This window comes from Agromyces cavernae (genome assembly GCF_021044935.1).
GTDB lineage: Bacteria > Actinomycetota > Actinomycetes > Actinomycetales > Microbacteriaceae > Agromyces > Agromyces cavernae.
Genome location: NZ_JAJNMP010000001.1, coordinates 731,909 through 758,724 on the forward strand (window position 1 = coordinate 731,909; position 26,816 = coordinate 758,724).

25 protein-coding genes are annotated in these 26,816 nt (G+C 71.5%); 20 read left to right on the forward strand and 5 right to left on the reverse strand.

Going from position 1 to position 26,816, the window contains the following annotated elements; genetic code table 11:
• The first annotated feature begins 67 nt into the window (after nucleotides 1–67).
• The 6 genes from LQ757_RS03375 to paaZ all read left to right on the forward strand — a co-directional run bounded on the left by LQ757_RS03375 (nucleotide 68) and on the right by paaZ (nucleotide 7,700).
• The gene (locus tag LQ757_RS03375) at nucleotides 68–793 is read left to right on the forward strand and encodes a hypothetical protein (protein WP_231045785.1); all 726 of its coding nucleotides are present in this window, start codon (nucleotides 68–70) and stop codon (nucleotides 791–793) included.
• 38 nt (nucleotides 794–831) lie between these two features.
• Nucleotides 832–2,511, forward strand: coding sequence for a helix-turn-helix domain-containing protein (locus LQ757_RS19340; protein WP_231045786.1), 1,680 nt, complete (start codon nucleotides 832–834; stop codon nucleotides 2,509–2,511).
• A 150-nt stretch (nucleotides 2,512–2,661) separates the two neighbouring features.
• Entirely contained in the window at nucleotides 2,662–3,858 is a 1,197-nt protein-coding gene (locus tag LQ757_RS03385) for an acetyl-CoA C-acyltransferase (RefSeq protein WP_231045787.1), read from the forward strand.
• Nucleotides 3,859–3,934: 76 nt separating this feature from the next.
• Complete coding sequence (locus tag LQ757_RS03390; RefSeq protein WP_231045788.1) at nucleotides 3,935–4,675, forward strand: enoyl-CoA hydratase/isomerase family protein; 741 nt, start codon at nucleotides 3,935–3,937, stop codon at nucleotides 4,673–4,675.
• A 101-nt stretch (nucleotides 4,676–4,776) separates the two neighbouring features.
• A complete protein-coding gene (locus tag LQ757_RS03395) occupies nucleotides 4,777–5,589 on the forward strand; it encodes a 3-hydroxyacyl-CoA dehydrogenase family protein (protein WP_231046306.1) in 813 nt (270 codons plus the stop codon).
• 11 nt (nucleotides 5,590–5,600) lie between these two features.
• Nucleotides 5,601–7,700 carry a phenylacetic acid degradation bifunctional protein PaaZ gene (gene paaZ / locus LQ757_RS03400; protein WP_231045789.1) on the forward strand — a complete coding sequence of 700 codons (2,100 nt, stop codon included), beginning with the start codon at nucleotides 5,601–5,603 and terminating at the stop codon, nucleotides 7,698–7,700.
• A gap of 37 nt (nucleotides 7,701–7,737) precedes the next feature.
• Here the strand turns inward: paaZ and LQ757_RS03405 are convergent, their stop codons facing one another.
• The 3 genes from LQ757_RS03405 to LQ757_RS03415 form a co-directional block, all read right to left on the reverse strand.
• Nucleotides 7,738–8,154, reverse strand: coding sequence for a hypothetical protein (locus LQ757_RS03405; RefSeq protein WP_231045790.1), 417 nt, complete (start codon nucleotides 8,152–8,154; stop codon nucleotides 7,738–7,740).
• Between the two features lie 212 nt (nucleotides 8,155–8,366).
• Nucleotides 8,367–10,520: a RecQ family ATP-dependent DNA helicase gene (locus LQ757_RS03410; protein WP_231045791.1), complete on the reverse strand. Its 2,154-nt coding sequence runs from the start codon at nucleotides 10,518–10,520 to the stop codon at nucleotides 8,367–8,369.
• A 69-nt stretch (nucleotides 10,521–10,589) separates the two neighbouring features.
• Nucleotides 10,590–11,669: an LLM class flavin-dependent oxidoreductase gene (locus tag LQ757_RS03415; protein ID WP_231045792.1), complete on the reverse strand. Its 1,080-nt coding sequence runs from the start codon at nucleotides 11,667–11,669 to the stop codon at nucleotides 10,590–10,592.
• Between the two features lie 82 nt (nucleotides 11,670–11,751).
• Between LQ757_RS03415 and LQ757_RS03420 the strand changes: the two genes are divergently transcribed.
• From LQ757_RS03420 to LQ757_RS03435, 4 genes are all read left to right on the forward strand, one after another.
• Nucleotides 11,752–12,204, forward strand: coding sequence for a DUF2871 domain-containing protein (locus tag LQ757_RS03420; protein WP_231045793.1), 453 nt, complete (start codon nucleotides 11,752–11,754; stop codon nucleotides 12,202–12,204).
• Nucleotides 12,205–12,301: 97 nt separating this feature from the next.
• Nucleotides 12,302–12,499 carry a hypothetical protein gene (locus tag LQ757_RS03425; RefSeq protein ID WP_231045794.1) on the forward strand — a complete coding sequence of 66 codons (198 nt, stop codon included), beginning with the start codon at nucleotides 12,302–12,304 and terminating at the stop codon, nucleotides 12,497–12,499.
• 175 nt (nucleotides 12,500–12,674) lie between these two features.
• Nucleotides 12,675–13,226, forward strand: coding sequence for an SGNH/GDSL hydrolase family protein (locus LQ757_RS03430; RefSeq protein WP_231045795.1), 552 nt, complete (start codon nucleotides 12,675–12,677; stop codon nucleotides 13,224–13,226).
• Nucleotides 13,227–13,250: 24 nt separating this feature from the next.
• Complete coding sequence (locus tag LQ757_RS03435; RefSeq protein ID WP_231045796.1) at nucleotides 13,251–13,508, forward strand: hypothetical protein; 258 nt, start codon at nucleotides 13,251–13,253, stop codon at nucleotides 13,506–13,508.
• 65 nt (nucleotides 13,509–13,573) lie between these two features.
• On the opposite strand, the gene LQ757_RS03440 is transcribed toward LQ757_RS03435, so the two are convergent.
• Both LQ757_RS03440 and LQ757_RS03445 read right to left on the reverse strand, forming a co-directional pair.
• Nucleotides 13,574–13,957, reverse strand: a complete 384-nt coding sequence (locus LQ757_RS03440) for a SpoIIAA family protein (RefSeq protein WP_231045797.1) — start codon at nucleotides 13,955–13,957, stop codon at nucleotides 13,574–13,576.
• A 62-nt stretch (nucleotides 13,958–14,019) separates the two neighbouring features.
• Nucleotides 14,020–14,649 (reverse strand): TetR/AcrR family transcriptional regulator, encoded by a 630-nt coding sequence (locus LQ757_RS03445; protein ID WP_231045798.1) that lies wholly within the window; start codon nucleotides 14,647–14,649, stop codon nucleotides 14,020–14,022.
• A gap of 255 nt (nucleotides 14,650–14,904) precedes the next feature.
• Between LQ757_RS03445 and LQ757_RS03450 the strand changes: the two genes are divergently transcribed.
• From LQ757_RS03450 to idi, 10 genes are all read left to right on the forward strand, one after another.
• The gene (locus LQ757_RS03450) at nucleotides 14,905–17,592 is read left to right on the forward strand and encodes a PKD domain-containing protein (protein ID WP_231045799.1); all 2,688 of its coding nucleotides are present in this window, start codon (nucleotides 14,905–14,907) and stop codon (nucleotides 17,590–17,592) included.
• 318 nt (nucleotides 17,593–17,910) lie between these two features.
• Nucleotides 17,911–19,047: a polyprenyl synthetase family protein gene (locus LQ757_RS03455; protein WP_231045800.1), complete on the forward strand. Its 1,137-nt coding sequence runs from the start codon at nucleotides 17,911–17,913 to the stop codon at nucleotides 19,045–19,047.
• Nucleotides 19,044–20,327, forward strand: coding sequence for an inositol-3-phosphate synthase (locus LQ757_RS03460; RefSeq protein ID WP_231045801.1), 1,284 nt, complete (start codon nucleotides 19,044–19,046; stop codon nucleotides 20,325–20,327). The genes LQ757_RS03455 and LQ757_RS03460 overlap by 4 nt, the downstream gene beginning before the upstream one ends.
• Nucleotides 20,324–21,229, forward strand: a complete 906-nt coding sequence (locus LQ757_RS03465; protein WP_231045802.1) for an SCO3242 family prenyltransferase — start codon at nucleotides 20,324–20,326, stop codon at nucleotides 21,227–21,229. The genes LQ757_RS03460 and LQ757_RS03465 overlap by 4 nt, the downstream gene beginning before the upstream one ends.
• The gene (locus tag LQ757_RS03470) at nucleotides 21,226–22,116 is read left to right on the forward strand and encodes a sugar phosphate isomerase/epimerase family protein (protein ID WP_231045803.1); all 891 of its coding nucleotides are present in this window, start codon (nucleotides 21,226–21,228) and stop codon (nucleotides 22,114–22,116) included. Before LQ757_RS03465 ends, LQ757_RS03470 begins: the two co-directional genes overlap by 4 nt.
• Entirely contained in the window at nucleotides 22,113–22,733 is a 621-nt protein-coding gene (locus LQ757_RS03475; RefSeq protein WP_231045804.1) for an EboA domain-containing protein, read from the forward strand. Before LQ757_RS03470 ends, LQ757_RS03475 begins: the two co-directional genes overlap by 4 nt.
• A gap of 2 nt (nucleotides 22,734–22,735) precedes the next feature.
• Complete coding sequence (locus tag LQ757_RS03480) at nucleotides 22,736–23,614, forward strand: TatD family hydrolase (protein ID WP_231045805.1); 879 nt, start codon at nucleotides 22,736–22,738, stop codon at nucleotides 23,612–23,614.
• The gene (gene eboE, locus LQ757_RS03485) at nucleotides 23,614–24,858 is read left to right on the forward strand and encodes a metabolite traffic protein EboE (protein WP_231045806.1); all 1,245 of its coding nucleotides are present in this window, start codon (nucleotides 23,614–23,616) and stop codon (nucleotides 24,856–24,858) included. The genes LQ757_RS03480 and eboE overlap by 1 nt, the downstream gene beginning before the upstream one ends.
• On the forward strand, nucleotides 24,858–26,276 hold the full coding sequence (locus LQ757_RS03490) for an alkaline phosphatase family protein (RefSeq protein ID WP_231045807.1): 1,419 nt from the start codon (nucleotides 24,858–24,860) through the stop codon (nucleotides 26,274–26,276). Before eboE ends, LQ757_RS03490 begins: the two co-directional genes overlap by 1 nt.
• Nucleotides 26,273–26,815, forward strand: coding sequence for an isopentenyl-diphosphate Delta-isomerase (gene idi, locus LQ757_RS03495; protein WP_231045808.1), 543 nt, complete (start codon nucleotides 26,273–26,275; stop codon nucleotides 26,813–26,815). Before LQ757_RS03490 ends, idi begins: the two co-directional genes overlap by 4 nt.
• Nucleotide 26,816 lies beyond the last annotated feature (1 nt).

A 26,816-nucleotide genomic window follows, 5' to 3' on the forward strand; every position in this document is an offset into this window, starting at 1 on the left:
GCGCGACGCGCCGTCATCGCCGTGCGGTCACGGTTCGAATCGAGCGCGAGACGTGGAGGTCCGCGAGATGAGCGACGATCGCAACCCGGCAGGCTCAGCGCCCGAGGCTTCGCCGGCGCCATCGGCGGCCGAGGCAGCAGCCGCGCAACCCGCGACCGTGAGCCGGACGATGCTCATCTGGTTCGGCATCGGGATCGTCGTGCTGTCATTCGTCGCGGCGTTCCTCGGCTCGACGCTCGCGGGGTCGGCTGAACCCAGTGCCGCCGTCGCGACACCGGCCCCGGCGCCGACGATCGACGAGGACGACCGGGCAGCGTACGAGGAGGCGATCGAGGAGATCCTTCCCGCCGGCGCCGCGGTTCGTGCCGGAACCGGGGTTCCGGAATCTGGCAAGGGGTACGACGGCGAGGTGTACATCGACATCTCGACATCCGACGTGTACCTGTTCCGGGATGGGGATTGGACGCTCGCCGGCAACATCCGTGCCGAGGCGGCCGAGAACCTCACCGGCGCGACCGGCGCAGCCGGTGCACCTGGTGCGACCGGTGCGACGGGTGCCACGGGTGCGACCGGTGCGACGGGTGAGACCGGCGCTCCCGGAGCGCCCGGAGCCCCGGGCACGCAGCTGAACCTCGGTGTCGGCGCGCCGCAGAACGACACCTGCACGGCCGACGGCGATGTCTATATCGACACCGCGACTGTGGCCTTCTATCAATGCAGCTCCGGCGCGTGGGTGTTGTACGGCCCCTTTCCCACTCCGTCGATGCCGACTGTGGAGCCCGGTGAGGGCTGATCCGCGCGCCGCTCGAGCGAACGTGGAACCATGGTGGTGTGACGGTCGAACCCCGATCGGGGTCGCAGCAGGGCGGGATCGAGTCCGCACGTCGCGCGTACGAACGCCGTGACTGGCGTGCCGCGGTCGACGGGCTCGAGCAGGCCCGCGTGGGCGGTGACCTGTCGGCCGACGACCTGTACACGCTCGCGAATGCCGCCTGGTGGCTCGGTGAGGTCGACCGCTCGATCGATGCCGGCGAAGCGGCGTACCGACGGTTCCTCCAGGCCGACGATGCGACCAAGGCGGCGATGTCGGCCATGTGGGTGGCGATGAACCTGCTGCTCCGCGGCGACGACACGCTGGGATCCGGCTGGATGCGACGCGCCGTGCGCCTCGTCGAGGAGCGACCCGACACGGTGGAACACCACTACCTGCGCTACGTCGCTGACGTGGAGACCCGTATCGACACGGCGGGCGCGCTCGCCGACGCCGAGTTCGAGGCGCTCGTCGCCGCGGCTCGCGACCTCCACGTGCAGGGGCGGCGGTTCGGTGATTTCAACCTCGTCGCCGCGGGCTCGGTGGCCGAGGGGCGCATCCTCCTGAAACGCGGCCGCGTCGGTGAGGCCCTGGGGCTGCTCGACGAGGCGATGCTGACCGTGCTGCACGACGAGATGATGCCCGAGTGGGCCGGCAACGTGTACTGCCACCTCATGACGGCCTGGTACGAGATCGGTGAGCTCGACCGCGCGAAGGGTTGGACCGAGGCGACGGAATCGTGGCTCGAGACGATCCCGTCGGCCGTGCTCTTCCGCGGAATCTGCCGCGTGCACCGCTCGCAGGTGCTGCAGGCGCTCGGCTCGTGGGACCGGGCCGCAGTGGAGGCGCAGCAGGTCTGTGTCGAACTCGACGCCATCGCACCCGACACGGCGGCCGAGGGTCACTACCAACTCGGCGACCTCGCTCGCCTGCGCGGCGACCATCGTGCGGCGAGGGCGGCGTACCTCGAAGCGCACGGCGCGGGCAGGGACCCCCAACCGGGCATGGCGTTGCTGCGCCTGGCGGAAGGACGCGACGACCTCGCGCTCACCGGCATCCGTGCGGCGATCGTCGCCGCAGCGGGTGACCCCCTCGCCTGCGTGCCATTGCAGGCGGCGCACGTCCAGATCGCCCTCGCCGCCGGTGAGCTCGCCGAGGCCGACGAAGCGTGCGCGTTCCTCGAGGCGATGGCCGAAGGCTACGGAACGCCGGGATTCGTGAACGAGGCGCGAACGGCGCGGGGCCGCGTCGAGCTCGGACGCGACCGCTTCGACGCAGCGCTCCCGTCGCTGCGCGAGGCGTGCGCCGGATGGCGCGCGGTCGGCGCCGTCTACGATGGCGCCACGGCGCGCGTGCTGCTCGCCGAGGCCTACCGGGGACTCGGTGATGACGATGCCGCGTCGATCGAGCTCGAGGCCGCCGCTGCGGGGTTCGACCGACTCGGCATCCCGGCCTCAGTCCGACCGGGGTGGCGGTCCTTCGACCTTCCGCCCGATGGCCTCACCGCACGCGAAGTCGAGGTGCTCGCGCTCGTGGCCACCGGGAGGTCGAATCGTGATGTGGCGCGTGCGCTCACGCTGAGCGAGAAGACGGTCGCCCGTCACCTGTCGAACATCTACGCCAAGATCGGCGCGGACTCCCGCACCGAGGCGGCGGCCTACGCGTTCCGGCACCGCATCGGCGCGGCGCCCGATCGCTGAGCTCGCGGCCGCCGGGTGGCGCACGGGACATCCGTTTGCCATAATTACTACCTGAACGGTCGGTCAGGAATTTCGACCGTGCGGATGCCGCGGACTCCTGCCTACGCTGGGAGCAGCGTTCCACAGACAGTGCGGTCAGGAGTGAGAACCATGGCAGAGGCCTACCTCGTGAGCGGAGTGCGCACCCCGGTCGGGCGCTACGGCGGCGCGCTCGCGGGCGTGCGGCCCGACGACCTCGCCGCCCTCGTCGTGGGCGAACTGGTGCGGCGCACCGGGCTCGACCAGGCCGGTGAGCTCGGGGCGATCGACGAGGTCATCCTCGGCGGCGCCAACCAGGCCGGCGAAGACAACCGCAACGTCGCGCGCATGTCGGTGCTGCTCGCCGGGCTGCCCGACGAGGTGCCCGGCATCACCGTGAACCGGCTCTGCGCGTCGGGCATGTCGGCGATCACGATGGCCGCCCAGGCGATCCGCGCCGGTGACGCCGACCTCATCATCGCCGGCGGCGTCGAGTCGATGACCCGTGCCCCCTGGGTGCAGGCGAAACCCGAGAAGGCGTGGGGGCGCCCGGGTGCGGCGTTCGACACGTCGATCGGCTGGCGGTTCCCCAACCCGAAGCTCGTCGCCCGCGACAAGGCGACGTTCTCGATGCCCGAGACCGCCGAAGAGGTCGCCCGCGTCGACGGCATCACACGAGACGAGGCCGACGCGTTCGCGCTGCGCTCGCAGCAGAAGGCGGTCGCCGCGATCGCGGGGGGCCGTTTCGAGGCCGAGATCGTGGGGGTGCCGACCCATCGCGGCGAGGTGCTCGTCGACGAGGGGCCGCGGCCCGAGACCACGCTCGAGGTGCTCGCCGGGCTGCGTCCGGTCGTGCACGGCGGATCCGTCGTCACCGCCGGCAACTCGAGCGCACTGAACGACGGCGCCTCGGCGATCCTCGTCGCGAGCGCCGCCGCCGTCGAGCGCTACGGGCTCACACCGCGCGCCCGCGTCGTCGTCGGTTCGTCGGCCGGGCTCGCTCCCGAGATCATGGGACTCGGGCCCGTGCCCGCCAGCGAGAAGGCGCTCGAGCGCGCAGGCATCGACCTCGACGACATCGGCTCGGTCGAGCTCAACGAGGCGTTCGCCACCCAATCGATCGCGTCGATGCGCCGCCTCGGGCTCGACCCCGAACGGGTGAACGCCGACGGGGGAGCGATCGCGCTGGGACATCCGCTCGGCTCGTCCGGATCGCGACTCGTCGTGACCCTGCTCGGACGCATGGAACGCGAGCAGTCGCGCTACGGCCTGGCGACCATGTGCGTCGGCGTCGGCCAGGGCACGGCGCTCATCGTGGAGCGCGTGTGATGGGCGGCCAGCGACCATGTGCGTCGGCGTCGGGCTGCGCTCGTCACGGCACGGCGCTCATCGTGGAGCGCGTGTGATGGGCGAGACCCAGCTGCTCGTCGAGCGGCGCGACGACCGCGTCGTGGCGACCCTCAACCGGCCCGCCGTGCGCAACGCGATCGACCAGGCCACGATCGACGCGCTGCACGTGCTGTGCGCCGAACTCGAGGCGATCCCGCGCACGCTCATCCTCACGGGCGCGGGCGGCGTCTTCGCGTCGGGTGCCGACATCGCCCAGTTGCGCGAACGGCGAGCGGATGACGCGCGCCGAGGCATCAACGCACAGGCGTTCATTCGCGTGGCCGAACTGCCGATGCCCGTCATCGCCGCCCTCGACGGATACGCGCTCGGCGGCGGCGCCGAGCTCGCGTACGCGGCCGACATCCGCATCGCCACGCCCGCGCTCAAGATCGGGAACCCCGAGCCCGGGCTCGGGATCATCGCCGCCGCCGGAGCGAGCTGGCGGCTGCGCGAGATCGTCGGCGAGGCCCGCGCGGCCGAACTGCTGCTCACCGGGCGCACCATCGGAGCCGCCGAGGCGCACGAGATCGGGCTCGTGAGCGAACTGCACCCCGCCGACGAACTGCTGCCCGCCGCGCACGCCATCGCCGATCGCATCGGCCGCAACGACCGCGCCGCGACGATCGCGACCAAGCGCGTGATGCGGGCGCCGCGAGCCGCGCACCCCGCCGTCGACCTCGACGAGCAGGCCGTGCTGTTCGAGAGCCCCGAGAAGATGCGGCGCATGACCGAGTTCCTCGAGAGGAAGCAGAAGTGAGCGAGCACCCCGTCGGTCGAGGAGCGCCCGACGAAGGAGGACGCGTCTCGAGACCCGCGACCGGCGCCCCGGCAGACGTCGGCGTGCTCGGCGGCGGGCGCATGGGCGCGGGCATCGCGCACGCGTTCCTGCTCGCCGGATCGCGGGTCACCGTCGTCGAGCGGGACGCCGCCGCTGCCGGCGCCGCGGCGACGCGGGTACGGGAGTCGGTCGAGGCGTCGATCGCGCGCGGCACCGCCGACGACGACGCCGTGACGCTCGCCTCTCGCTTCGCGACGAGCACGGCCGTCAGCGACTTCGCCCGCTGCGACCTCGTGGTCGAGGCCGTGCCCGAAGACCTCGAGCTGAAGATCGACGCCCTCACGCGCGTCGAGTCGGTGCTCGCGCCCGGCGCGGCGCTCGCCTCGAACACCTCGTCGATCTCGATCGACCAGCTCGCCGCCCTGCTCGATCGCCCCGACCGGTTCCTCGGGATGCACTTCTTCAACCCCGTGCCCGCGTCGACGCTCGTCGAGATCGTGCGGGGCGGGGCTTCCGCCGCTTCGCTCGTCGACGACGCGCGCGAGTGGGTGCGGGCGATCGGCAAGACGCCCATCGTCGTCGCCGACGCTCCCGGATTCGCGTCGTCGCGGCTGGGAGTCGCGCTCGGGCTCGAGGCGATCCGCATGCTCGAAGACGGCGTCGCGTCGGCCGAGGACATCGACGCGGCGATGACGCTCGGGTACAAGCATCCGGTCGGGCCGCTGCGGCTCACCGACATCGTCGGACTCGACGTTCGGCTCGGCATCGCCGAGTACCTCGCCTCGACGCTCGGCGAGCGGTTCGCGCCGCCCGCACTGCTGCGCCGCATGGTCGCCGAGGGCAGGCTCGGTCGCAAGACCGGCGAGGGCTTCTACACATGGGACGCGCAATGAAGGGAACCCAGATGACCGAGATCCTCCCGAGCTACGTGAACGGGCAGTGGTGGGCGCCGGATGCGGCGGCCGCAGCAAGCGCGACCGAGGTGCGCGACGCGTCCACGGGCGAGGTGATCGCCCTGGTGTCGACCGAGGGACTCGACCTCGGCGCCGCGCTCGAGTACGCCCGCACGGTGGGGCAGGCGAGCCTCGGCGCGCTGACGTTCCACCAGCGGGCGGTGCTGCTCAAGCAGATGGCCCTGGCCCTCACCGAGCGCAAGGCCGAACTGTACGAGCTGTCGAGCCGCACCGGTGCGACCAAGCAGGACTCGTGGGTCGACATCGACGGCGGCATCGGCGTGCTCTTCACCTACTCGGGCAAGGGCCGCCGTGAGATGCCCAATGCCAAGGTCTATGTCGACGGCGCCGTCGAGAACCTCTCGAAGGACGGCTCATTCCTCGGACGGCATATCTACACCCGCCTGCCCGGCGTGGCCGTGCAGATCAACGCGTTCAACTTCCCGGTGTGGGGGTCGCTCGAGAAGCTCGCACCCGCGTTCCTCGCCGGCGTCCCCACGGTCGTGAAGCCCGCGACGCCGACGGGCTACCTCGCCGAGGCGATGGTGCGCATCCTCGTCGAGTCGGGGCTGCTGCCCGAGGGATCGCTGCAGCTCGTGTCGGGCAGTGTGCCCGACCTGTTCGACCACCTGAGGCTCGGCGACCTCGTGGCGTTCACCGGCTCCGCTTCCACAGCCGAGAGATTGCGCGCGAACGACTCCGTGCAGACCGGCGGGGTGCGGTTCACGAGTGAGACCGACTCGATCAACGCGAGCGTGCTCGGCACGGATGCGGTCGCCGGCACCCCCGAGTTCGACGCCTACGTGAAGCAGCTCGTCGTCGAGATGACCACCAAGGCCGGCCAGAAGTGCACCGCGATCCGCCGAGCGATCGTGCCCGAGGCATCCGTCGACGCCGTGATCGACGCGGTGCGCGCCCGCATCGCCGAACGCGTCGTCGTCGGCGACCCGCGCGCCGAGGGTGTCACGATGGGCCCGCTCGCCTCGACCGTGCAGCGCGACGAGGTGCTGCGCCAGGTCGGGCGGCTGCAGCAGGCAGGTGGCGAGCTCGTGATCGGGTCGACGGATGTCCCGGCCGTGACCCTCGCCGACGGATCGACCGGCGCCGCCGCCGACGGCGCGTTCGTCGCACCGATGCTGCTGCGCTTCGCCGACGCCTCGAGCCCCGCCCTGCACGAGGTCGAGGCGTTCGGCCCGGTCGCGTCGATCATCGGGTACGACTCGCTCGCCGATGCGACCGCGCTCGTCGCGCGCGGCGGAGGATCGCTCGTCACGAGCGTGGCGACGCACGACCCGCAGGTCGCGGTGGAACTCGCGGCCGGCATCTCCGCCTACAACGGCCGCGTGCTCTTCCTCGACCGCGACGACGCCCGCTCTTCGACGGGTCACGGGTCGCCGCTGCCGAACCTCGTGCACGGCGGGCCGGGCCGGGCCGGCGGCGGTGAGGAGCTCGGCGGCATCCGCGCGGTGCTGCATCACATGCAGCGCACCGCCGTGCAGGGTTCGCCCGAGATGCTCACGGCGCTCACCGGTGTGTGGCACGCCGGGGCATCCGCTCGGCCGCATGCCGCGGTGGGCGAGCCGCACCCGTTCCGCAAGTCGCTCGCCGAACTGCGCCTCGGTGACCAGGTGGTGAGCGCCGCGCGCACCGTGACCCTCGACGACATCGAGACGTTCGCCGGGTTCACGGGCGACACGTTCTACGCGCACATGGACGAGGAGGCCGCCGCCGCGAACCCGTTCTTCCCCGGTCGCGTCGCGCACGGCTACCTGCTCGTCTCGTGGGCGGCCGGCTTGTTCGTCGATGCCGCGCCCGGTCCGGTCCTCGCGAACTACGGCCTCGAGAACCTGCGCTTCATCACCCCGGTGTCGCCCGGCGACTCGATCCGCGTCGAGCTCACCGCCAAGCAGATCACCCCTCGCGAGACCGACGAGTACGGCGAGGTGCGCTGGGACGCCGTGCTGAAGAACCAGGACGACGAGATCGTGGCGACCTACGACGTGCTCACGCTCGTGGCGAAGGAGCTCGCGCCGGCGACCGCCTCGCGCTGACGTGCGTGGGCGTTGACGTGCGTCGGGCGCAGACCAGTCAGCCGGTCGCCAACTTCGGGCAGGCCTTGAAGGCCGGGAAGTTGGGGTCGGGCTCGATCAGTTCGAGGTAGATCGGGCCGGAGGGGTCGATGACGACGAATACGCCGGTTCCGACGACCTTCGAGTTCGGATTGTCGTAGTTGAACTCGATGAGCAACCCGGGCCCTGCATCCCCGGTGAACGGGACGAGGTCCTCTGAGATGAACCCGGAGGCGAAGAGCGGCTTCGCGAAATTGTTCGCCTTGCTGCCACCGGTGATCCCGGGTGGGGCGAGCTCTCCCTTGCCGGAGCACCATTGGGCCACGATCTCGTGCACGGTGGCCGATGCCGGTGCGGCCTGAACGAACACGATGCCGAGCGTCGCGGCTGCGGCAATCAGGGCACGTGCAACGAAGTGTTTCGTGTGGTGGGGCATTTTCGCCTCCGGGGTTCGCAGTTTCGTCCGGCCGGGTGGCCGGACGGCCTCTGCGGGGCGACGGGCGGAATCGGGTTTCCATCCTCGGCGCATCCAGCGACGTGGTCAGGGTCGTCGCAGGACGTGCGTCGCGCCGTAGGGGTCTCTCACGCCACTCCGCAGGTTACACCTGGGAGCGCGGCGCCGGGAACAAATCGCGAGGAAACCTCAAGTCACCCGCGCAGTGCGAGCACGAACGGGAGCACGTCGGTTGCACCTGCCCGGCGCAACTCGCGCGCAGCGACCGTGAGGGTCCAGCGGCTGTCCGCGAGGTCGTCGACGAGCAGCACCGGACCGTCGGGCAGATCGAGCCCGTCGGCCGAGAACCGGCCCCACACCTGGGCGAGGCGGTAGGCGCTGTTGCCGCCGGGCTCCCCGCGGGGCCTGTCGTCGTCGGTCACCATCGCCCCGAGGTAGGGCAGTCGCCCGACGTCGGCGAGGCCCCGGGCGAGCGAATCGACGAGCATGGGCCGCGAGCGCGACGGCATCGCCACAATCGCAACGGGCCGCTCATCCCAGCGCCAGTCGGCCAGCACGCGCACGCACGCGGCGAGCACTGCCGGCGATACTGGGACATCGGCGGCGCCGGGCGCGAAGATCTCACGCAGGGCGTTGCCCCAGCCGAGGTCGGTGAGTCGGGCGAGCGCACGCCCCTCGGCGGGTCGCTCGTCAGCGGGGATCCGCCCCTTCACGCTCACGCCGAGCCGGTCGACGCCGGTCGGCCACTGCGCCCGCGGCTCGACGGGAGCACCCACCCGGTCGAGGGCGCCCGAGGCTGTTGCGGCGGCTTCGGCCGCGACATCCGTGGGGTACCAGGCACCTGCGCAGTTGTCGCAACGGCCGCAGGGAGCCGCCGTCGCGTCGTCGAGCGAACGCTGCAGGAACTCCATGCGGCAGCCGTCGGTGCGCTCGTAGTCGATCATGTGCTGCTGCTCGGCGATGCGCGCCGCCGCGATGCGCTCATAGCGCTCGGCGTCGTAGACCCACGGCTCGCCGGTGGCGACCCAGCCGCCCTGCACGCGCCGAACGGCCCCGTCGACATCGAGCACCTTGAGCAGCAGCTCGAGGGGCGTGCGCCGGATGTCGACGAGGGCCTCGAGCGCGGGGGTCGACGTCGGGCGCTCGAGCTCGAGTGCGTCGATGACGCGCTCGGCACGCTCGCGGTCGGGCATCGAGGCGGTCGCGAAATACCGCCAGATGTCGGGATCCTCGGTGCCGGGCAGGAGCAGCACATCGGCGTTCTCGGTTGCGCGGCCTGCACGCCCGACCTGCTGGTAGTAGGCCACCGGCGACGAGGGGGCGCCGAGGTGCAGCACGAAGCCGAGGTCGGGCTTGTCGAACCCCATGCCGAGCGCACTCGTCGCCACGAGTGCCTTGACCTCGTTGCGCTTGAGCAGCCCCTCGGACTCCTCGCGCTCTTCGGTGGGCGTCTGGCCGGTGTAGGCGCGCACCTCGTGCCCCGCTTCGCGGAGCAGGCGGGCGGTGTTCTCGGCCGCCGACACGGTCAGCGCATAGATGATGCCCGAACCCGGCAGGTCGCCGAGGTGGCTCAGCAGCCAACCGAGGCGCGCCTTGGAGTCGGGTAAGCGCAGCACGCCGAGCCGCAGCGAGGTGCGGGCCAGCGCCCCGCGGATCGTGAGGACCCCGGCGTCGCCGGTGAAGCGATCGGATGCCCCGCTGCCGGCGCCCTCGGATGCCTCGCCGCCGAGTTGCTCGGCCACGTCTTCAACCACCCTGCTGTTCGCCGTCGCGGTCGTCGCGAGCACCGGCACCCCGGGCGGCATCCGCGCGATGAGCTCGCGCAGGCGGCGATAGTCGGGGCGGAAGTCGTGGCCCCAATCGCTGATGCAATGCGCCTCGTCGACCACGAGCATGCCGATGCGACGCACGAGCGAGGGCAGTTGCTGCTCGCGGAACGACGGGTTGTTGAGGCGCTCGGGCGAGACGAGCAGCACGTCGACGTCGTCGCGGTCGAGTCGTGCCAGCACGTCGGCCCACTCGTGCGGGTTCGTCGAATTGATCGCCACGGCCCGCACTCCCGCACGCTCGGCGGCCGCGATCTGGTCACGCATGAGGGCGAGCAGCGGCGAGACGAGCACGGTCGGTCCGGCGCCCTGCCGGCGCAGCAGCAGCGTCGCCACGAAGTACACGGCCGACTTGCCCCAGCCGGTGCGCTGCACGACGAGCGTACGGCGGCGCCCGTCGACGAGCGCCGCGATCGCCTCGTACTGCCCATCATGGAACTCGGCGTCGTCGCGCCCGACGAGGTCGCGCAGCGCGGCGAGCGCGGCGTCGCGGGTATCGGCGGGCGGTGCGGCGAGCGTCATGCCCCTACCCTTGCCGACGCCACCGACAGGCGGCTGGGCGGACGGGGTCTCGATACGGCGCCGGCGCGCCTACTCGACCGACGATGCCGGCTCCCAGCCGATCGCCGGGCCCACGTGCTCGGCGATCGAGGCGAGCAGGTGCGTGTTGTAGTCGACGCCGAGCTGGTTCGGCACGGTGACGATGAGGGTATCGGATGCCGCGACCGCGGCATCCCGCGCGAGCTCGGCGGCGATCGCATCGGGCTCGCCGATGTAGCTCTTGCCGAAGCGGGCGAGCCCTCCGTCGAGGAACCCGACCTGGTCCCTGGTGTCATCGGCCATACGCGGGCCGAAGATCTCGCGGTCCTGGTCGGTGACGAGCGGAATGACGCTGCGCGATACCGAGATGCGCGGAGTGCGCTCCCAGCCCGCCTCGGACCATGCCTCGCGGTAGAGCTGGATCTGCTCGGCCTGCAGCTCGTCGAACGGCACGCCCGTGTCTTCGGTGAGCAGGGTCGAGCTCATGAGGTTCATGCCCTGCTCGGCGGTCCACTGCGCGGTCGCCCGCGTGCCGCTGCCCCACCAGATGCGGTCGGCGAGTCCGGGCGACTGGGGCTGGATCGGCAGATGCCCGGTCGACCCGGTCATCTTCGGATCGGCGGGCGCCACGCCCGCGCCGGTGATCGCGGCGCGGAACAGCTCGGTCTTGGCGCGCGCGAGGTCGGCGTCGGTCTGCCCCTCGGGCGGCACGAACCCGAAGGTGTGCGCACCGTTCAGCGCCGGTTCGGGTGAGCCCCGGCTCACGCCGAGCTGCAGACGCCCCTCGCCGCCCGAGTGGGCACTGATGAGATCGGCCGCAGCGGCCTCTTCGGCCATGTAGAGCGGGTTCTCGTAGCGCATGTCGATGACGCCGGTGCCGATCTCGATGCGGCTCGTGCGCGCGCCGATCGCGGCGAGCAACGGGAACGGCGAGGCGAGCTGTCGGGCGAAGTGGTGCACGCGGTAGAACGCGCCGTCGATGCCGAGCTCCTCGGCGGCGACCGCGAGTTCGATGGACTGCACGAGGGCGTCGGCGCCCGTGCGCGTCGCCGATTCGGGCGACGGATGCCAGTGGCCGAACGAGAGGAACCCGATGCGCTTCTTCACACGAGGTACAGCAGCTTGGGACATCCGCTCATTCCCATCTCGAACGTTCGGTTGATGCGGCCGACGGGCGCGTGAGACAGGCTCGACGCGACGAAAGGATCATGTCATGAATCGACTGTTCGCCGCGGCATCCGTGTATCTCGTGCTGGGACTCGGCGCGGGGCTGTTCTACCGCGAGTTCACGAAGGCAGGCGACTTCCCTGCCGGGGAGTCCACGCAGCTCGCAGTCGCGCACACGCATCTGCTCGCCCTCGGATTCCTCGTGCTGCTCATCGTGCTCGCACTCGAGAAGGTCTTCACGCTGTCGGCGAGCCCGCTGTTCGGGTGGTTCTTCTGGGTCTACAACGCGGGGGTGCTGCTGACCTCGGCGATGATGGTCTGGCACGGTTCGCTCACGGTGCTCGGTGAGCAGGCGGGCGGCATGATCGCGGGTATCGCAGGCCTCGGCCACATCATCATCACGGCCGGGTTCGTGCTGCTCATGCTGACGCTTCGCGGCCGCATCACGGCCGCGAAGACCGGGCAGCCGGCCGAGGCGCTCGCGGCGACAGAGGGCTGAGTCGCGCGCGTCGCCACGGAATACGACATCTGCCCGATGCCGGCCGGCCGCCTTAGGGAGGAGTCTCGAGTGCAGGACGAGACGAACCGGAGCAGCCATGTTGATCTCAGAAGTCACCTTCCCGCACCTGCGAGCGGCCGATGAGGCGCGCCTGACGCAGCGGCTCGAGCGGCGCCGCATCGCCCTCGAACGGCGTGCCGAGGCCCGTTCGGGTCGCGCATGGGGTGAGTCGAGCGAGCGGATGTCGCGCCCCTCGGCCGGGGCGAAGGGCCCCGCGGTCGCCCGGCCCGCGTGAGCCGCGCCCGGCGCCCACCCCCCGTTCGGGAACCTTGTGCCGGGCCTCGGCCCGGCAGTACCCTGCGGCTCAGGCCGGCGAGCGGCACGACATGTCGCCTCGCCGATGCAGGAGCCCCGATCCATCCGACCTGTGCCCGACGCCCACAACCGCAGCTTCGATCGAAGGATGCATCGTGGAATCCGCGCACCGTCGAATGTCCCTCGCCGTCGGCGTCGCGATCGCACTGATCGCGACGTTCGGCATCACCGCTCCCGCGCAGGCCGCCCCCGCCCCGCCACCCGCATCGATGGCCGCGATCGGCGACTCGATCACGCAGGCGATGGACACCTGCGGCTACCGGGACTGCCCCCAGTACAGCTGGTCGACCGGTACCGCGACCTCGGTGAACTCGCACGCGAGCCGCCTGCGAGCGGCCGGGGCGACGACGCTCGTGACGTACAACGACTCCGTCTCGACCGCGAAGTCCGCCGGCCTCGCCGCGCAGGCGCAGCGTGCCGTGACCCAGGGCGTGGGCTACGTGACGGTGCAGATCGGCGCCAATGACGCGTGCACGCGCACGGTGTCGGAGATGACCCCCACCGCGACGTTCGAGGCGAACGTGAACGCCGCCCTCACGCAACTCACGACCGGGTTGCCGACGGCTGCGGTGTTCGTCGCGTCGATCCCGAACCTCAAGCGCATGTGGGAGCTCAGCAAGGGCAAGTCGAGCGCCCGACTGATCTAGGGCCTGGCGAAGATCTGCCAGTCGATGCTCGCCAACCCCACCAGCACGAGAGTCGCCGACACGACGCGCCGCGACGCCGTGCAGCAACGCGTGAACGAGTACAACGCGGCTCTGGCGCGCGCCTGCGCGGCCTTCGCGAACTGCCGCTTCGACGGCAATGTCGTCGCGACCTTCGCCTTCACGTCGAGTCACATCTCGACCCTCGACTACTTCCACCCGAGCGTGGCCGGCCAGGCGAAGCTCTCGGAGATCACCTGGCCGAAGACGCCGTACGGCGGGTGAGACGCGGCCGCGCGACGGGCGCCCGCGGATGACTCGGACCCCGGGTCATCCGACTGCGGACGGTGTCAGCGCGTGTGCAACCGGGCGCCCTCGGCGACCCAGGCGACCGCCTCGCCCTGCTTCTCGAGCGGGAACACGCGGAACTCGCCCGGCACGAGGCCGCCGAACGCGGTCGCGACGGCGCCGAGCACGTCGTGGTTCGTGACGAACGCCGCGCGCCCCCACGCCTCGTGGGGGACGCGGATCAGCTTCGCGTCCTCGAGCATCGCCGGGAAGGAGACGTGGTCGAACTCGTCGCCCATCACGAAGACGAGGTTGACGCTGTCAGGGCCGGCGACCGCGGCGTCGATGGCCGGGTCGAGCACGTCGCGGTAGTCGGATGCCTCGACCGTGCCGACGGCTCTGAATCCGATCACGCCCGCGGGCAGGTACTCGAGCGGTTCGATCATGACGTTCCCCCTTCGTCTCGGGCGTTCTCGGCACCCGTGAGTCGAGGATGCCGCGCCTGGTCTCAGCCGAGCAACTCCTGCACCCGATTCGAGGCGGGCGTGCGCAGCCCGTCGAGCGCGACGGCGACGACGTCGGCTGCGAGCCGATCGGCGTCTTCACGGCCGCCGGGCCGGTACCACTCGACGATCGAGTTGATCATGCCGAAGGCGAGGCGCGACACGACGCTCGCGTCGATGTCGCCGCGCAGCGACCCCTCGGTCTGTGCCTCGGAGACGAGCGCCGTCACGGCCTTGTCGAAGGCGCGCCGGCGGGCGAGTGCGCGCCGCTCGACCTCGGTGTTGCCACGCACGCGCAGCAGCAGCGTGACGTAGGGCAGCTTGTCGACGAGCACGTGCACCGCGCCCCGCAGCACGAGGTCGAGGCGGTCGGCGGCGGGCCCGGTCGCGGCATCCGCTTCGCGCAGCACGCCTTCGAGGGCGCCGAGCGCCGCGTCGAGCGCGCGGTCGAGGATCTCGTCCTTCGAGGCGAAGTGGTGGTAGATCGCCGACTTCGAGAGCCCGAGCCGGTCGGCGAGCACCCCCATCGACGTCGCGTCGTAGCCGAACTGGTTGAAGGCGGCGACGGCCACGTCGAGGATCCCCTGCTGGTCGTAGCCGGGGCGGCCCCGCCGCATCGTTCCGTTCTCGGACATCGGCTTCATTCTTCCATCCACTCACCGAATCGCGGTGCGCGCACGGCCTCGGAGGGCTCCGCAGCGCGATCCGAGGCAAGGCTTGGCAAGTTCTGGAGCCGTCGAGCAAGCCCCGGTTATGGTGCAGGGGCGTCGGCCGGCAGCCCTCGAGACGCCTCGTTTCGAGCTGCCGGGCGGCGCTGTTGTTTCTGTATTCCGCTGCTACACGAGGGAGTGTTGATGTATCTGAACGGCAATACACACAGGCGCAAGCGGGTGACGCTCGCCACCGCCGCCGTAGCCGGTCTCGCGGTGTTCGGGCTGACTCCGGTCGCCGCCAACGCGCACCCGGGTCACTCCGACCTTCCCGCTGCGGAAAGCTTCGACAAGGTCCCGCTGAAGACCGACGGTCTCGCCGATCCGTTCGAACTCGACGTCGCCGACGACGGCCGGGTGATCTACATCCAGCGCACCGGTGAGGTGCAGATCCTCGACCAGGAGACGCTCGGGCTCACGACGGCGCTCGATCTCGACTACCCGCTGAGCCTGCTCACCCAGTCCGACGGACTGCTGGGGATGACGCTCGACAACGACTTCGTCGAGAACGGCTGGATCTACCTGCTCTGGAGCGACCCCGTCGAGTTCAAGATGAATCTCTCACGGTTCACCGTCGGGCCCGACGACACCATCGATCGCGCGAGCGAGAAGCGGCTTCTGGACTTCACCATCTGGCGCGGAGAAGGCCGCGCGAACTCGCACATGGGCGGTTCGCTGGCCATGGGACCCGACGGCAACCTCTACGTCGCCACCGGAGACAACACCGACCCCTTCGAGCAGAGCGGGTTCACCCCGATCGACGAGCGCGACGGTCGTCGCGCGTTCGACGCGCAGGCCACGTCGGCCAACACCAACGACCTGCGCGGCAAGGTGCTGCGCATCACCCCCCAGGATGACGGCACCTACACGATCCCCGATGGAAACCTCTTCGGGGAGGGCCGGCCGGGCACGAGGGCGGAGATCTACGGCATGGGATTCCGCAACCCGTTCCGGATCACCGTCGACCCTGAGACGAACGCGGTCCTGGTCGGCGACTACGGCCCCGACGCGCGAACGGCGAACCCGCTTCGCGGCCCGGTGGGCATGGTCGAGTACATCCGCATGGACAAGCCCGGCAACCACGGCTGGCCCTACTGCCACGGCTACAACGAGCCCTATGTCGACTACGACTTCGCGACCGGGACGTCGGGTGCGTTGTTCGACTGCGACAAGCCGGTGAACGACTCGCCGAACAACACGGGTCTGACGAAGCTCCCGAAGGCCGTGAAGCCGCAGGTCGCCTACGGATACGGCGTGTCCGCGGAGTGGCCCGAGCTGGCCTCGGGCGGTGCCGCACCCATGGCGGGCCCCGTCTACCGATTCGACCCCGAGAACCCGTCCAAGACGAAGTTCCCCGAGGAGTTCGACGGCAAGTGGATCGTCTCCGAGTACTCGCGCAACTTCTACAAGGTGCTCACCGTCGACGAGCCGAAGAACAAGGTCACGCACATCGACCCGTTCCTCGAGGATCAGACCTTCGTCTCCCCATTCGAGGCGGAGTTCGGACCCGACGGATCGCTGTACGTCATCGACTTCGGCAGGGGTCGCGGCGCCGGCCGTGGGAGCACCAACACCAATGCCGGAATCTACCGGATCGACTACACCGAGAACGGCCGCCGACCGGTGGCGCAGATCTCAGCGGACGTCGAGTCGGGGTCCACGCCGCTCGTGGTGAACTTCTCGGGCGAGGAGAGCCACAGCCCCGATGGTCTGGCGCTCACCTACGAATGGGACCTCGACGGTGACGGCACGGTCGACTCGACCGACGCCGAACCGACCTTCACGTATGAGAACGAGGGACAGTTCCGTGCCCGGCTGACCGTGCGGGACCCGGATGGCGCGTTCGGTGTGACGACCTTCCAGGTGACGGCGGGCAACACGCGCCCGGTCGTGAGCTTCGACGCACCGGTCGACGGCGGGTTCGCCGAACTCGGCGACACGCTCGACTACCGCGTGAACGTGAGCGACGCCGAGGACGGGTCGACGGCCGACGGGACGATCGACTGCACTCGCGTCACCGTCAACACCCAGCTCGGTCATGACACCCACGCCCACCCGCTCGACAATTACGAGGGCTGCGAGGGAGCGATCTTCCTCGATCCCGCCGATCACGGGCCGGGCCAGAACGTCTACCCGGCGCTCGGCGCGGGCTACGAAGACCTCGGAGCGATCCCGTTGGCCGGCCAGCAGCTGATCCGCCTGCAGGTACGCGACAAGGACGCGGAGTTCACCACGAACTCGCAGGGCGTGCAGGTCGTCGACCGTGCGAACGCACGCGGCGGACGCGTCGTGACAGGGATCGGCAACGGCGACTGGATGTCGTACGGTCCGCTCGACCTCCGCGGCATCGACCGGCTGACGTTCGGTGCGACCGCGGGTAGCGTGGCCACCACGATCGACGTCCGCGTCGGCAGCCCGACCGGGGCATCGCTGGGATCGGTCGTCGTCGACGCGGCGGCAGGCACGCGCGTCTCGCCGACGCTGGAGCTCGACGCGGCGCCCGGTTCCAACGAGCTCTTCCTCGTGTTCTCGAACGCGAACGGCTCGGACTCGTCGGTGGAGCTCGACACGCTGACCTTCGATGGTCGAGGGGTCGCGAACGCGACGGCGCCCGTCGTCTCCGCGTCGGCGACGGCTGACGCTGCGAACCCGCTGTCGTTCAGCTTCGACGGGTCGGCGATCGCGCCCGACGGTCGCGAGATCACCTCGCTCGTCTGGGACTTCGGCGATGGGACGACGGCTGAGGGTGCTGCGGCGACGCACACCTACGCACAGCCCGGCTCCTACACCGCGCGGTTGATCGCGACGGACTCGCAGGGCACGCGCGACTGGCTGTCGGTCGAAGTCACCGAGACCCGGCAGGGCTAGGCGGCACACTCGTGGTCAGGCTCTTCGCGATGGACTGATCCGGGAGCGACCACCGGCGGTGGTGAGATCGGCTTCGGTCGACCTCACCACCGCCTCACCGCCTCACCGCCTCACAGCCGCACCGACTCGGGCCGACGTGCCCGAGATGCTTACACCGATGGCAGCTCGTAAGAGCCGGGTCTTGCGTAGGACTTACGTCGGAGATAGCGTGACTTTTACCACCTGAAGTGACAGAAGGATGAGCCGGCCTCGATTGCGAGGCCTCCAGCGCTCCACTTTCTGCGCCGATCGCCCAGTCATCGTCGACGGAGGAGCACCATGAAGCCAGAACCGGCGATCGCGATGGTCGCTGAGCCCGTTCCGTCGGCGAATGCCCCCCGGGCGGCGAGCCCCGATGGTCTCGAGACGCTCGTCGAGGCGTTCGCGGTGCACGCGGCCGCGGCGACCTCGGCGCTCTGGCAGAACGTCCGCGCCCGGTGCGCCGACATCGGGCCCGCGGTGACCCGGCTCATCGACGACGCCGAGGCCTCCGACGGCGGCAAGCACATGCGTCCTCGGCTCGTCGCGGCGGCGTACCTCGGAATGGGCGGCGCCGATCGGCAGCTGCTCGCCGACGTCGCCGGCGCCCAGCAACTGCTGCACCTCGGCCTCTGCATGCACGACGACCTCATCGACGGCGATCGCGTGCGGCACGGCACCCCGAACCTGATCGGCCGCTCGCACGACGCCGCGCTCGCGGCGGGCACCCACGGCGCCGCGGCCGAGCGCCAGGCGATCGCCGCCGGCCTGCTCGCCGGCGACCTCGCCCTCAACGCGGCCCTGCTCGCGCTGCTCGACGCGCCCGCCCCGCTCTCGGTGCGCCACCGCCTCGCGGTCGAGGCGACGACCGAGCTCGAGCGCACCATCGCCGGCGAGCTGCTCGACGTGCAGTCCGAGACGATCACGCCCGACCGTGCCGCACCCCTGCGCGTCGCCGAACTGAAGACCGCCGCCTACAGCGTGGTGCTCCCGTTGCGCCTCGGCGCGGTCGCGGCCGGCTGCGAATCCGAGGCGACGCTGCGCAACCTCACCCAGGTGGGCATCGCGCTCGGCATCGCATACCAACTCGCCGACGACGATCTCGGGCTCTTCGGCGCCACCGAGTCGACCGGCAAGTCGGTGCTCTCGGACGTGCGGCAGGGCAAGCGCACCGAGCACATCCGCATCGCGTACGCACGGGCCGGCTTCGCCGACCGTGCGACGCTCGACGCCGTGCTCGGCCGGCCCGACGCGACCGACGCCGACGCCGACCTCGTGCGCGAGGTCGTGCTGCGCACGGGCGCACGCGAATCGGTCGCGCGCACGATCGACGAGTACATGAGCCGGGGCATCCGACTCGCCGACACGGCGCTGCCCGAGCCGCTGGCAACCTACCTGGCCGACCTCGCTCGTTCGATGCGAGGGCGGCGGCGATGAACGACGACACCTGGAGGAACGACGTGACCATGCTCGACACCCCACCGACCGAAGCGCAGGCTCCGAGCCGCCCGTCCGACGACCGCGTCGGCATCTGGCTCGTCGGCGCGCGCGGCTCCATCGGCACGACGGTCGCCGTCGGCCTGCATGTGATCGCGAACGAGCTCGCGGCGCCCACCGGCTGCACGACCGCAGGCGACGAGTTCGTCGGCGTCCCGCTCCCGCGCTTCGCCGACCTCGTGCTCGGCGGCCACGACATCAGCAGCACCCCGTTGTCCACGCGCGCGCACCAACTCGCCGAAGCGGGCATGATCCCGCCGCGCCTGGTTTCGGCGGCGCGGGCGGGTCTCGAGCAGGCCGAGGCCGAGATCCGGCCCGGCTACGACCCGGCGGGGCACCACGGGCCCCAGGCCGAGGCCGTGCGCCGGCTCGCTGCCGACATCTCCGGGTTCCGCGAGCGCCACGGTCTGCGCACGGTCGTGGTCGTCGACGTCACGTCGACCGAGCCGCTCCCCGACGATCGGCCCGAGTTCCATGATCGCGACCTGCTCGCGGCCGTGCTCGCCGACGCAGACGGCGCCCCGCTGCCGGCGAGCGCGATCACCGCCCTCGCCGCGATCGAGTCGGGCAGCGCGTACGCGTGCTTCACGCCGTCGGCCGGGCTCACCCTGCCGGCGATCCACGCGCTCGCCGACGAGCGCGGCATCGCGTTCGCCGGGCAGGACGGCAAGACCGGCGAGACGCTGCTGCGCACCGCGATCGCGCCGATGTTCGTCGCGCGCGGCATGCACGTGCACTCGTGGGCGGGGGCGAACCTTCTCGGCGGCGGCGATGGCGCGACCCTCGCCGACCCCGAGGCGGTGCGCAGCAAGCTCGCGTCGAAGACCCGCGGTCTGCGCAGCCTCGTGGGCGAGCACGTGGTCGCACCCCTGCACATCGACAACGTGCCCGACCTCGGCGACATCAAGACCGCGTGGGACCACATCCACGCCGAGGGCTTCCTCGGGTCGCGCATCACGATGCAGACCATCTGGAGCGCGTACGACTCGATGCTCGCGGCACCGCTGATCCTCGACATCGCACGCTTGCTGGCGCTGGCCGAAGAGGCCGGCGTGCGCGGGGTCGTGCCCGAGCTCGGCTTCTTCTTCAAGGACCCGTGGGGCAGCGACGTGCACGACTTCTCGAAGCAGGCGGCCGAGCTCTACGCCTGGGCGCACGCGACGGGCGAGGGCGTCGCCGCAGCCACGGCGGCGCGGCGTTCCGAGGCGCTCGGGCGATGACCACCGTCGGCGACGTCCTCGAGCTCGTGCGCGCGCCCGCCGCGCTCACGGTGCTCGGCGACACCGTCGCGGGCGGCCACGCGGGCGGCGCCCGGTTCGGCGCCCGTCGGTGGCTGCTGCCGCTCGCGTCGGTCTTCCTGTACAGCGGCGGGATGGCCCTGAACGACTACGCCGATCGCGAGCTCGACGCCGTGGAGCGGCCCGAGCGGCCCATTCCGTCGGGGCGGGTCTCGTCGCGGCGCGCGCTCGGCATCGCGTCGGCGTGCATGGCGGTGGGCGTCGGCCTCGCGGCCGCGGGCGGCGGTCGCCGGTCGCTCGGCGTCGCCGCGCCGCTCGTGGGCGCGATCGTGCTCTACAACACCGTCGCGAAGGACACGGCGGCCGGTCCCCTGTCGATGGCGGCATGCCGCGGACTCGACGTGCTCATGGGCGGCGGGGGTGCGCGCGCGGCGCTGCCGGCGGCGGCGACCGTCGCACTGCACACGGCCGGGGTCACCGCCCAGTCGCGTGGCGAGGTGCACGGCGGCTCGGTGCGCACTGCGCGAGCCGGCCTCGCGATCACCGGCGCGACCGCGGTCGCGGCCGTCGCCGGCCTCGGCACCACGCGCGGGCGCGCCCCGAACGGGTCCGGCCGGGCACGCCGCATCGTCTCGGTGCTCGCCACCGTGGCCGGCGCGGCCGCCTACCTCGCGACGACCCTGCCGAGCCAGGCGAAGACCCTCGGCGATCCTTCGGCGGCGAACGTGCGCACGGCGACCCGGTCCGGAATCGGCGCCATGGTGCCGCTGCAGGCGACCCTCACCGCCCGCACGGGCGCACTCGGTGCTGCCGCCCTGCTCGGCGGGGTCGACGTCGCCCGCCGCGCACTCTCGGCGCGGCGATCGCGGGGTGATGTCACGTGAGCGACACCCTGGCCTCCGCGATCGACGCGCTGCGGCATCCGCTGCCCGGCGCCGGGTTCGCGCTCGGATACGGCACCAACGGATTCGCCGATCACCCGCTCGACCGCGCCGTCGAGGTGCTCGAGGTGGCCGGTTACGGGGCGATCGCACTCACGCTGGGTCATCCGCACCTCGACCCGTTCGCCGACGACGCCTTCGAGCAGGCGGCCCGCCTGCGTGAGCGGCTCGACGACCTCGGCTGGCGCGTCGTCGTCGAGACCGGCACGCGATACCTGCTCGATCCGTTCGTCAAGCACCGCCCGACCCTCGTCGACGTCGACGCCGGGGCGCGCATGCGGTTCCTGCGCCGGGCGATCGACCTCGCCGTCGTGCTGCGCGCCGACTGCGTCTCGCTGTGGTCGGGCGTCGTGCCCGACGGGATGTCGCGAGGCCATGCCTGGCAGTTGCTCGTCGATCGCATGCGCGAGGTCGTCGCCCATGCCGAGGCATCGGGGGTCGTGCTCGGCTTCGAGCCCGAGCCCGGGATGCTCGTCGAGACGGTCGCCGACGCGCTGCGCCTGCGCGACGAACTGGGCGCGCCCGACGCGCTCGGCATCACCGTCGATCTCGGTCATTGCGTCGCGGTCGAGCCCGACGGCGTCGTCGGCGCCCTGCGCAGCGCGGGCGACCTGCTCGTCAACGTGCAGGTCGACGACATGCTGCCGGGGGTGCACGAGCACCTCGAACTCGGCAACGGACGACTCGACCTGGTCGCGGCGCTCACGACCCTGCACGAGATCGGATACCGCGGTGTGGCAGCGGTCGAACTGCCCCGCCACTCGCACGACGCGCCGGGCGCCGCCACGCGCAGCATGCGTGCGCTGCGCACGGCTTGGGAGGAACGATGACACATCCCTGGACGGCGAACGCCGTGACCGACATCGCCGCGGAGCCGCAACGCATCGCGGTGCTCTTCCCGGCCGCCGGGCGCGCGGTCGGGCGCGAGCCGGTCGATGCGGCGGCCGACCCGCTCGGGCTTCGGCACGGCACGGCCGACGACCTCGCCCGCGAGCAGCTCGTGGGCGCACTGCTCGCCGCGCTGCCCCCCGACGGCGCGGCGGCAGCGCTCGGCGAGCTCTACCGCTACGGCGACGACGCCGAGCGGCGTGGCGTGCTGCGCGGGCTGAACGCCGCGCCCGAGCAGCCGCAGGCGGTCGTCAGCACCGGGCTCGAACTCGTCGCCGACGCCCTGCGCACCAACGACACCCGGCTCGTCGCCGCGGCGCTCGGCGACTTCGCCGGCGCCCACCTCGACGACCACGCGTGGCGGCACGGCGTGCTGAAGGCGCTCTTCATGGGCATCCCCGTCGACGTCGTCGCACGACTCGACGACCGTGCCGACGACGAGCTGGCCCGCATGGCCGCCGGGCTCGTCGCCGAACGCCGGGCCGCCGGCCGCGAGATCAACGACGACATGACGCGGCTCGCCCACTCCACCACCACGACCCCGACGCCGGGAGGCTGACCATGCGAATCTTCGACCCCCACATCCACATGAGCGCGCGCACGACCGACGACTACCGCGCGATGTACGAGGCGGGCGTTCGCGCCGTGGTCGAGCCGTCGTTCTGGCTCGGCCAGCCGCGCACGAACGTGGGCAGTTTCGTCGACTACTTCGACGCGCTGATCGGCTGGGAGCGGTTCCGCGCGGCGCAGTACGGCATCCGCCACCACTGCACGATCGGCCTCAACCCGAAGGAGGCCAACGACGCCCGTTGTCGCGAGGTGCTCGACGTGCTGCCGCGATACCTCGCGAAAGACGGCGTCGTCGCGGTCGGCGAACTCGGCTACGACTCGATGACGGCCGAAGAGGATGAGGTCTTCGCGGCGCAGATCGCCCTGGCCGTCACGTTCGAGCTCCCGGCGATGGTGCACACGCCGCACCGCGACAAGGCCGCGGGCACGGTGCGCACCCTCGACGTCGTGCGTGAGTCGGGCATCGCCCCCGAGCGCGTCGTGGTCGACCACCTCAACGAGACGACGGTCGCCGCGGTCGCCGACAGCGGCTGCTGGATGGGCTTCTCGATCTACCCCGACACCAAGATGGACGAGCGGCGCATGGTCGCGATCCTGCAGGAGTTCGGCACCGAGCGCGTGCTCGTGAACTCGGCCGCCGACTGGGGCAACTCCGACCCGCTGAAGACCCGCAAGACCGCGCGGGCGATGCTCGAGGCGGGTTTCACCGAAGACGACGTCGACGTCGTGCTCTGGCAGAACCCCGTCGCCTTCTACGGGCAGAGCGGCCGGCTGCACCTCGACCCCGTGCCGGGGTTCGCCGAACACGAGCCGCCGGCCGCAGGGGTCACGTTCGAGGGCAACTCGGTGCTGCGCGGAGCCCGAGTCTGATGCTCCTCTCGTACTGCACCAACGTGCACCCCGCCGAGGACCTCGACGGGGTGCTCGCCCAGCTCGACGCGTTCGCCGGTCCGGTGCGCCGCGCGGCGGGCCTCGACGAACTCGGCGTGGGGCTCTGGCTGCCCGCCGACCTCGCGGCGCGCCTCGCGGCGAACGCCGACGACCGGCAGCGCCTGCGCGAGCGCCTCGACGCCAACGGGCTCACGCTGCGCACGATCAACGCCTTCCCCTACCGCGCCTTCCACGCCGAGGTCGTGAAGCTCGACGTCTACCGCCCCGACTGGACCGACCCCCTTCGAGCGCAGCACACGCTCGACTGCGCGGCGGTGCTCGCCGACCTGCTGCCCGAGGGCGGGGCCGGCAGCATCTCGACGCTGCCGCTCGGGTGGCGCGAGCCGTGGACGGCCGACGACGACCGGCTGGCGACCGAAGCGCTCGCCGCTGTCGCGCGCCGGCTGCGTGCGCTGCGCGACGCGACCGGCCGCACGGTGCGGCTGGCGATCGAGCCCGAGCCGGGTTGCGTGCTCGACACGGTCGCGGACGTGGTCGGATGGCTCGAACCACGCGTCGCGGACGGCGCGGATGCTGCGGTCGGCGTCGACCGCATCGATCCCGAGTTCGTCGGCGTCTGCCTCGACACCTGCCATCTCGCCGTCTCGTTCGCCGACCCGGTGGCCGCGGTTCGACGCATCGGCGCGGCGGGCCTGCGCGTCGTCAAGGTACAGGCATCGGCGGCGCTGCACGTCGAGCACCCGGCAGACCCGGCGAGCCGCGATGCGGTGGCCGCGTTCGTCGAGCAGCGCTACCTGCACCAGACGCGGGCGTTGCGCCCCGACGGCTCCGTCAGCGCTGCCGACGACCTTCCCGAGGCGCTCGAGACGCTGCCGACGGATGGCCCGTGGCGGGTGCACTTCCACGTGCCCCTGCACCTCGCGCCTCGAGCGCCGATCACCGCGACGACCGAGGTGCTGACCGCCGCCCTCGACGCCGTCCGCGAGCTGCCCCATGGCGACGAGGCCCACCTCGACGTCGAGACCTACACCTGGAGCGTGCTGCCCGAACCCGTCGACGACCTCGTCGCGGGCATCGCGGGCGAGCTCCGCTGGGCGTCCGAGCACCTGCTCGACGCGGCGGCCGGTCCCGTGCCCGAACCTGTGCTCGCGGCATCGGTGCCTGCGACATCCGAATCCGCGGCATCCGTGGCTGCGACATCCGAACCCGCGGAGGTGGCGTGATGACCTCGACCCTGCTGCTCGACGTCGTCGGGCTGACCCCGCGCACCCTCGCGCACATGCCCCGCCTGCAGGCGCTCGCGGCGTCGGGTGCCCGCGCCCGGCTCGACACGGTGCTCCCGGCCGTCACGTGCAGCGTGCAGTCGACGATGCTCACGGGACTCGCGCCCGCGCAGCACGGCATCGTCGGCAACGGCTGGTACTTCCGCGACGTGGGCGAGGTGCACCTCTGGCGTCAGCACAACGCCCTCGTGCAGGGCGAGAAGGTATGGGAGACGGCGCGGCGCGCGCAGCCCGGCTTCACCGCCGCGAACATCGGCTGGTGGTACGCGATGGGCGCGAGCACCGACATCACCGTGACCCCTCGCCCGATCTACCACGCCGACGGCCGCAAGTCGCCCGACGCCTACGTGCGCCCCCCGGCGCTGCACGACGAGCTCACGGGCGCGCTCGGCGAGTTCCCGCTCTTCCAGTACTGGGGACCGACCGCCTCGATCACGTCGAGCCGCTGGATCATCGAGGCGACCCGCAGGATCATGCGCGAGCAGGGCTCCGACCTCGTCATGGCCTACCTGCCGCACCTCGACTACGACCTGCAGCGCTTCGGGCCCGAGTCACCCGCCGCCGATCGGGCCGCCACCGAGCTCGACACGGCGCTCGCGCCGCTGCTCGACGATGCGGCCGCCGCCGGGGTCACCGTGATCGCGGTCGCCGAATACGGTATCGAGACGGCGAACCTGCCGGTCGACATCAATCGCACGCTTCGCCGCGAGGGACTGCTCGAGGTCTACACGCAGGACGGGCGCGAGCAGCTCGACCCGTGGACCTCGCGAGCGTTCGCGGTGGCCGACCACCAGGTCGCGCACGTGTACGTCGCCGACCCGGCCGACCTCACGCGCACGCGCGAGGTGCTCGAGGCGCTGCCCGGCGTCGACGAGGTGCTCGACCGCGAGCAGCAGGCACGCTACGGCCTCGACCACGAACGATCGGGCGAACTCGTCGTCATCGCCGAGCCGGGCGCCTGGTTCACCTACTACTACTGGCTCGACGACGATCGCGCGCCCGAGTTCGCCCGCGGCGTCGACATCCACCGGAAGCCCGGCTACGACCCGGCCGAGCTGTTCCTCGACCCGTCCGACCGGTTCGCGAAAGCGAAGGCCGGCCTCGGCCTGCTGAAGAAGAAGGTCGGGTTGCGCTACGCGATGAACGTCGTGCCGCTCGATCCGTCGTGGGTTCGCGGCACCCACGGGCGCCTGCCCGGAGCGGTCGACGACGCCCCGCTGCTGCTGTGCTCCGACCCCGACCTCGCGTTCTGGCAGTCGGTGGGCGAGTCGGTGCCCGCCGCGCGGGTGCGCGACCTCGTGCTGCAGGCGGCCGGCATCGAGGCGCCCTCGCGCGACGACGCGGCGTACGCGCGATGAGTGCGACACTCGCCGACGAACAGGTCGTGCTGCTCGACCCCGACGGCACGCCGATCGGCACGATGGACAAGTCGCGCGTGCACTCGACCGACACCCCCCTGCACCTCGCGTTCTCGTGCTACGCGTTCGATTCCGAGGGGCGGATGCTCCTCACGCGCCGCTCCCTCGACAAGCGCACGTGGCCCGGGGTGTGGACGAACTCGTGCTGCGGCCATCCGGCCCCAGGCGAGGGCATCGAGGACGCGATCCGACGACGGGTGCGGTTCGAGCTCGGCGTCGAGGTCGAGTCGCTGCGGCTCGTGCTGCCCGAGTTCCGCTATCGCGCGGTCGCCCCCGACGGCATCGTCGAGAACGAGGTGTGCCCGGTGTACTTCGCGCAGGTGCGATCCGACCCGCGACCCGAGCCCGACGAGGTCATGGAGTGGCGCTGGACGAGCGTCGCCGACTTCCTCAGCGCCACCGATGCCGTTCCGTTCGCGCTGAGCCCGTGGAGCGTGCTGCAGGCCGGCGAGCTGCGCGCATCAGGGGCATTCCGGTGAT

What these genes read in the sequence shown, in the direction of transcription:
- LQ757_RS03490 (WP_231045807.1), top strand. Translation starts at nt 24,858, where the DNA reads ATGACCTCGACCCTGCTGCTCGACGTCGTCGGGCTGACCCCGCGCACC.
- LQ757_RS03385 (WP_231045787.1), top strand. Translation starts at nt 2,662, where the DNA reads ATGGCAGAGGCCTACCTCGTGAGCGGAGTGCGCACCCCGGTCGGGCGC.
- LQ757_RS03420 (WP_231045793.1), top strand. Translation starts at nt 11,752, where the DNA reads ATGAATCGACTGTTCGCCGCGGCATCCGTGTATCTCGTGCTGGGACTC.
- LQ757_RS03405 (WP_231045790.1), bottom strand. Translation starts at nt 8,154, where the DNA reads ATGCCCCACCACACGAAACACTTCGTTGCACGTGCCCTGATTGCCGCA.
- eboE (WP_231045806.1), top strand. Translation starts at nt 23,614, where the DNA reads ATGCTCCTCTCGTACTGCACCAACGTGCACCCCGCCGAGGACCTCGAC.
- LQ757_RS03390 (WP_231045788.1), top strand. Translation starts at nt 3,935, where the DNA reads ATGGGCGAGACCCAGCTGCTCGTCGAGCGGCGCGACGACCGCGTCGTG.
- LQ757_RS03425 (WP_231045794.1), top strand. Translation starts at nt 12,302, where the DNA reads ATGTTGATCTCAGAAGTCACCTTCCCGCACCTGCGAGCGGCCGATGAG.
- LQ757_RS03465 (WP_231045802.1), top strand. Translation starts at nt 20,324, where the DNA reads ATGACCACCGTCGGCGACGTCCTCGAGCTCGTGCGCGCGCCCGCCGCG.
- LQ757_RS03410 (WP_231045791.1), bottom strand. Translation starts at nt 10,520, where the DNA reads ATGACGCTCGCCGCACCGCCCGCCGATACCCGCGACGCCGCGCTCGCC.
- LQ757_RS03415 (WP_231045792.1), bottom strand. Translation starts at nt 11,669, where the DNA reads ATGTCCCAAGCTGCTGTACCTCGTGTGAAGAAGCGCATCGGGTTCCTC.
- LQ757_RS03435 (WP_231045796.1), top strand. Translation starts at nt 13,251, where the DNA reads ATGCTCGCCAACCCCACCAGCACGAGAGTCGCCGACACGACGCGCCGC.
- idi (WP_231045808.1), top strand. Translation starts at nt 26,273, where the DNA reads ATGAGTGCGACACTCGCCGACGAACAGGTCGTGCTGCTCGACCCCGAC.
- LQ757_RS03375 (WP_231045785.1), top strand. Translation starts at nt 68, where the DNA reads ATGAGCGACGATCGCAACCCGGCAGGCTCAGCGCCCGAGGCTTCGCCG.
- LQ757_RS03460 (WP_231045801.1), top strand. Translation starts at nt 19,044, where the DNA reads ATGAACGACGACACCTGGAGGAACGACGTGACCATGCTCGACACCCCA.
- paaZ (WP_231045789.1), top strand. Translation starts at nt 5,601, where the DNA reads ATGACCGAGATCCTCCCGAGCTACGTGAACGGGCAGTGGTGGGCGCCG.
- LQ757_RS03455 (WP_231045800.1), top strand. Translation starts at nt 17,911, where the DNA reads ATGAAGCCAGAACCGGCGATCGCGATGGTCGCTGAGCCCGTTCCGTCG.
- LQ757_RS03480 (WP_231045805.1), top strand. Translation starts at nt 22,736, where the DNA reads ATGCGAATCTTCGACCCCCACATCCACATGAGCGCGCGCACGACCGAC.
- LQ757_RS03395 (WP_231046306.1), top strand. Translation starts at nt 4,777, where the DNA reads ATGGGCGCGGGCATCGCGCACGCGTTCCTGCTCGCCGGATCGCGGGTC.
- LQ757_RS03440 (WP_231045797.1), bottom strand. Translation starts at nt 13,957, where the DNA reads ATGATCGAACCGCTCGAGTACCTGCCCGCGGGCGTGATCGGATTCAGA.
- LQ757_RS03445 (WP_231045798.1), bottom strand. Translation starts at nt 14,649, where the DNA reads ATGTCCGAGAACGGAACGATGCGGCGGGGCCGCCCCGGCTACGACCAG.
- LQ757_RS03475 (WP_231045804.1), top strand. Translation starts at nt 22,113, where the DNA reads ATGACACATCCCTGGACGGCGAACGCCGTGACCGACATCGCCGCGGAG.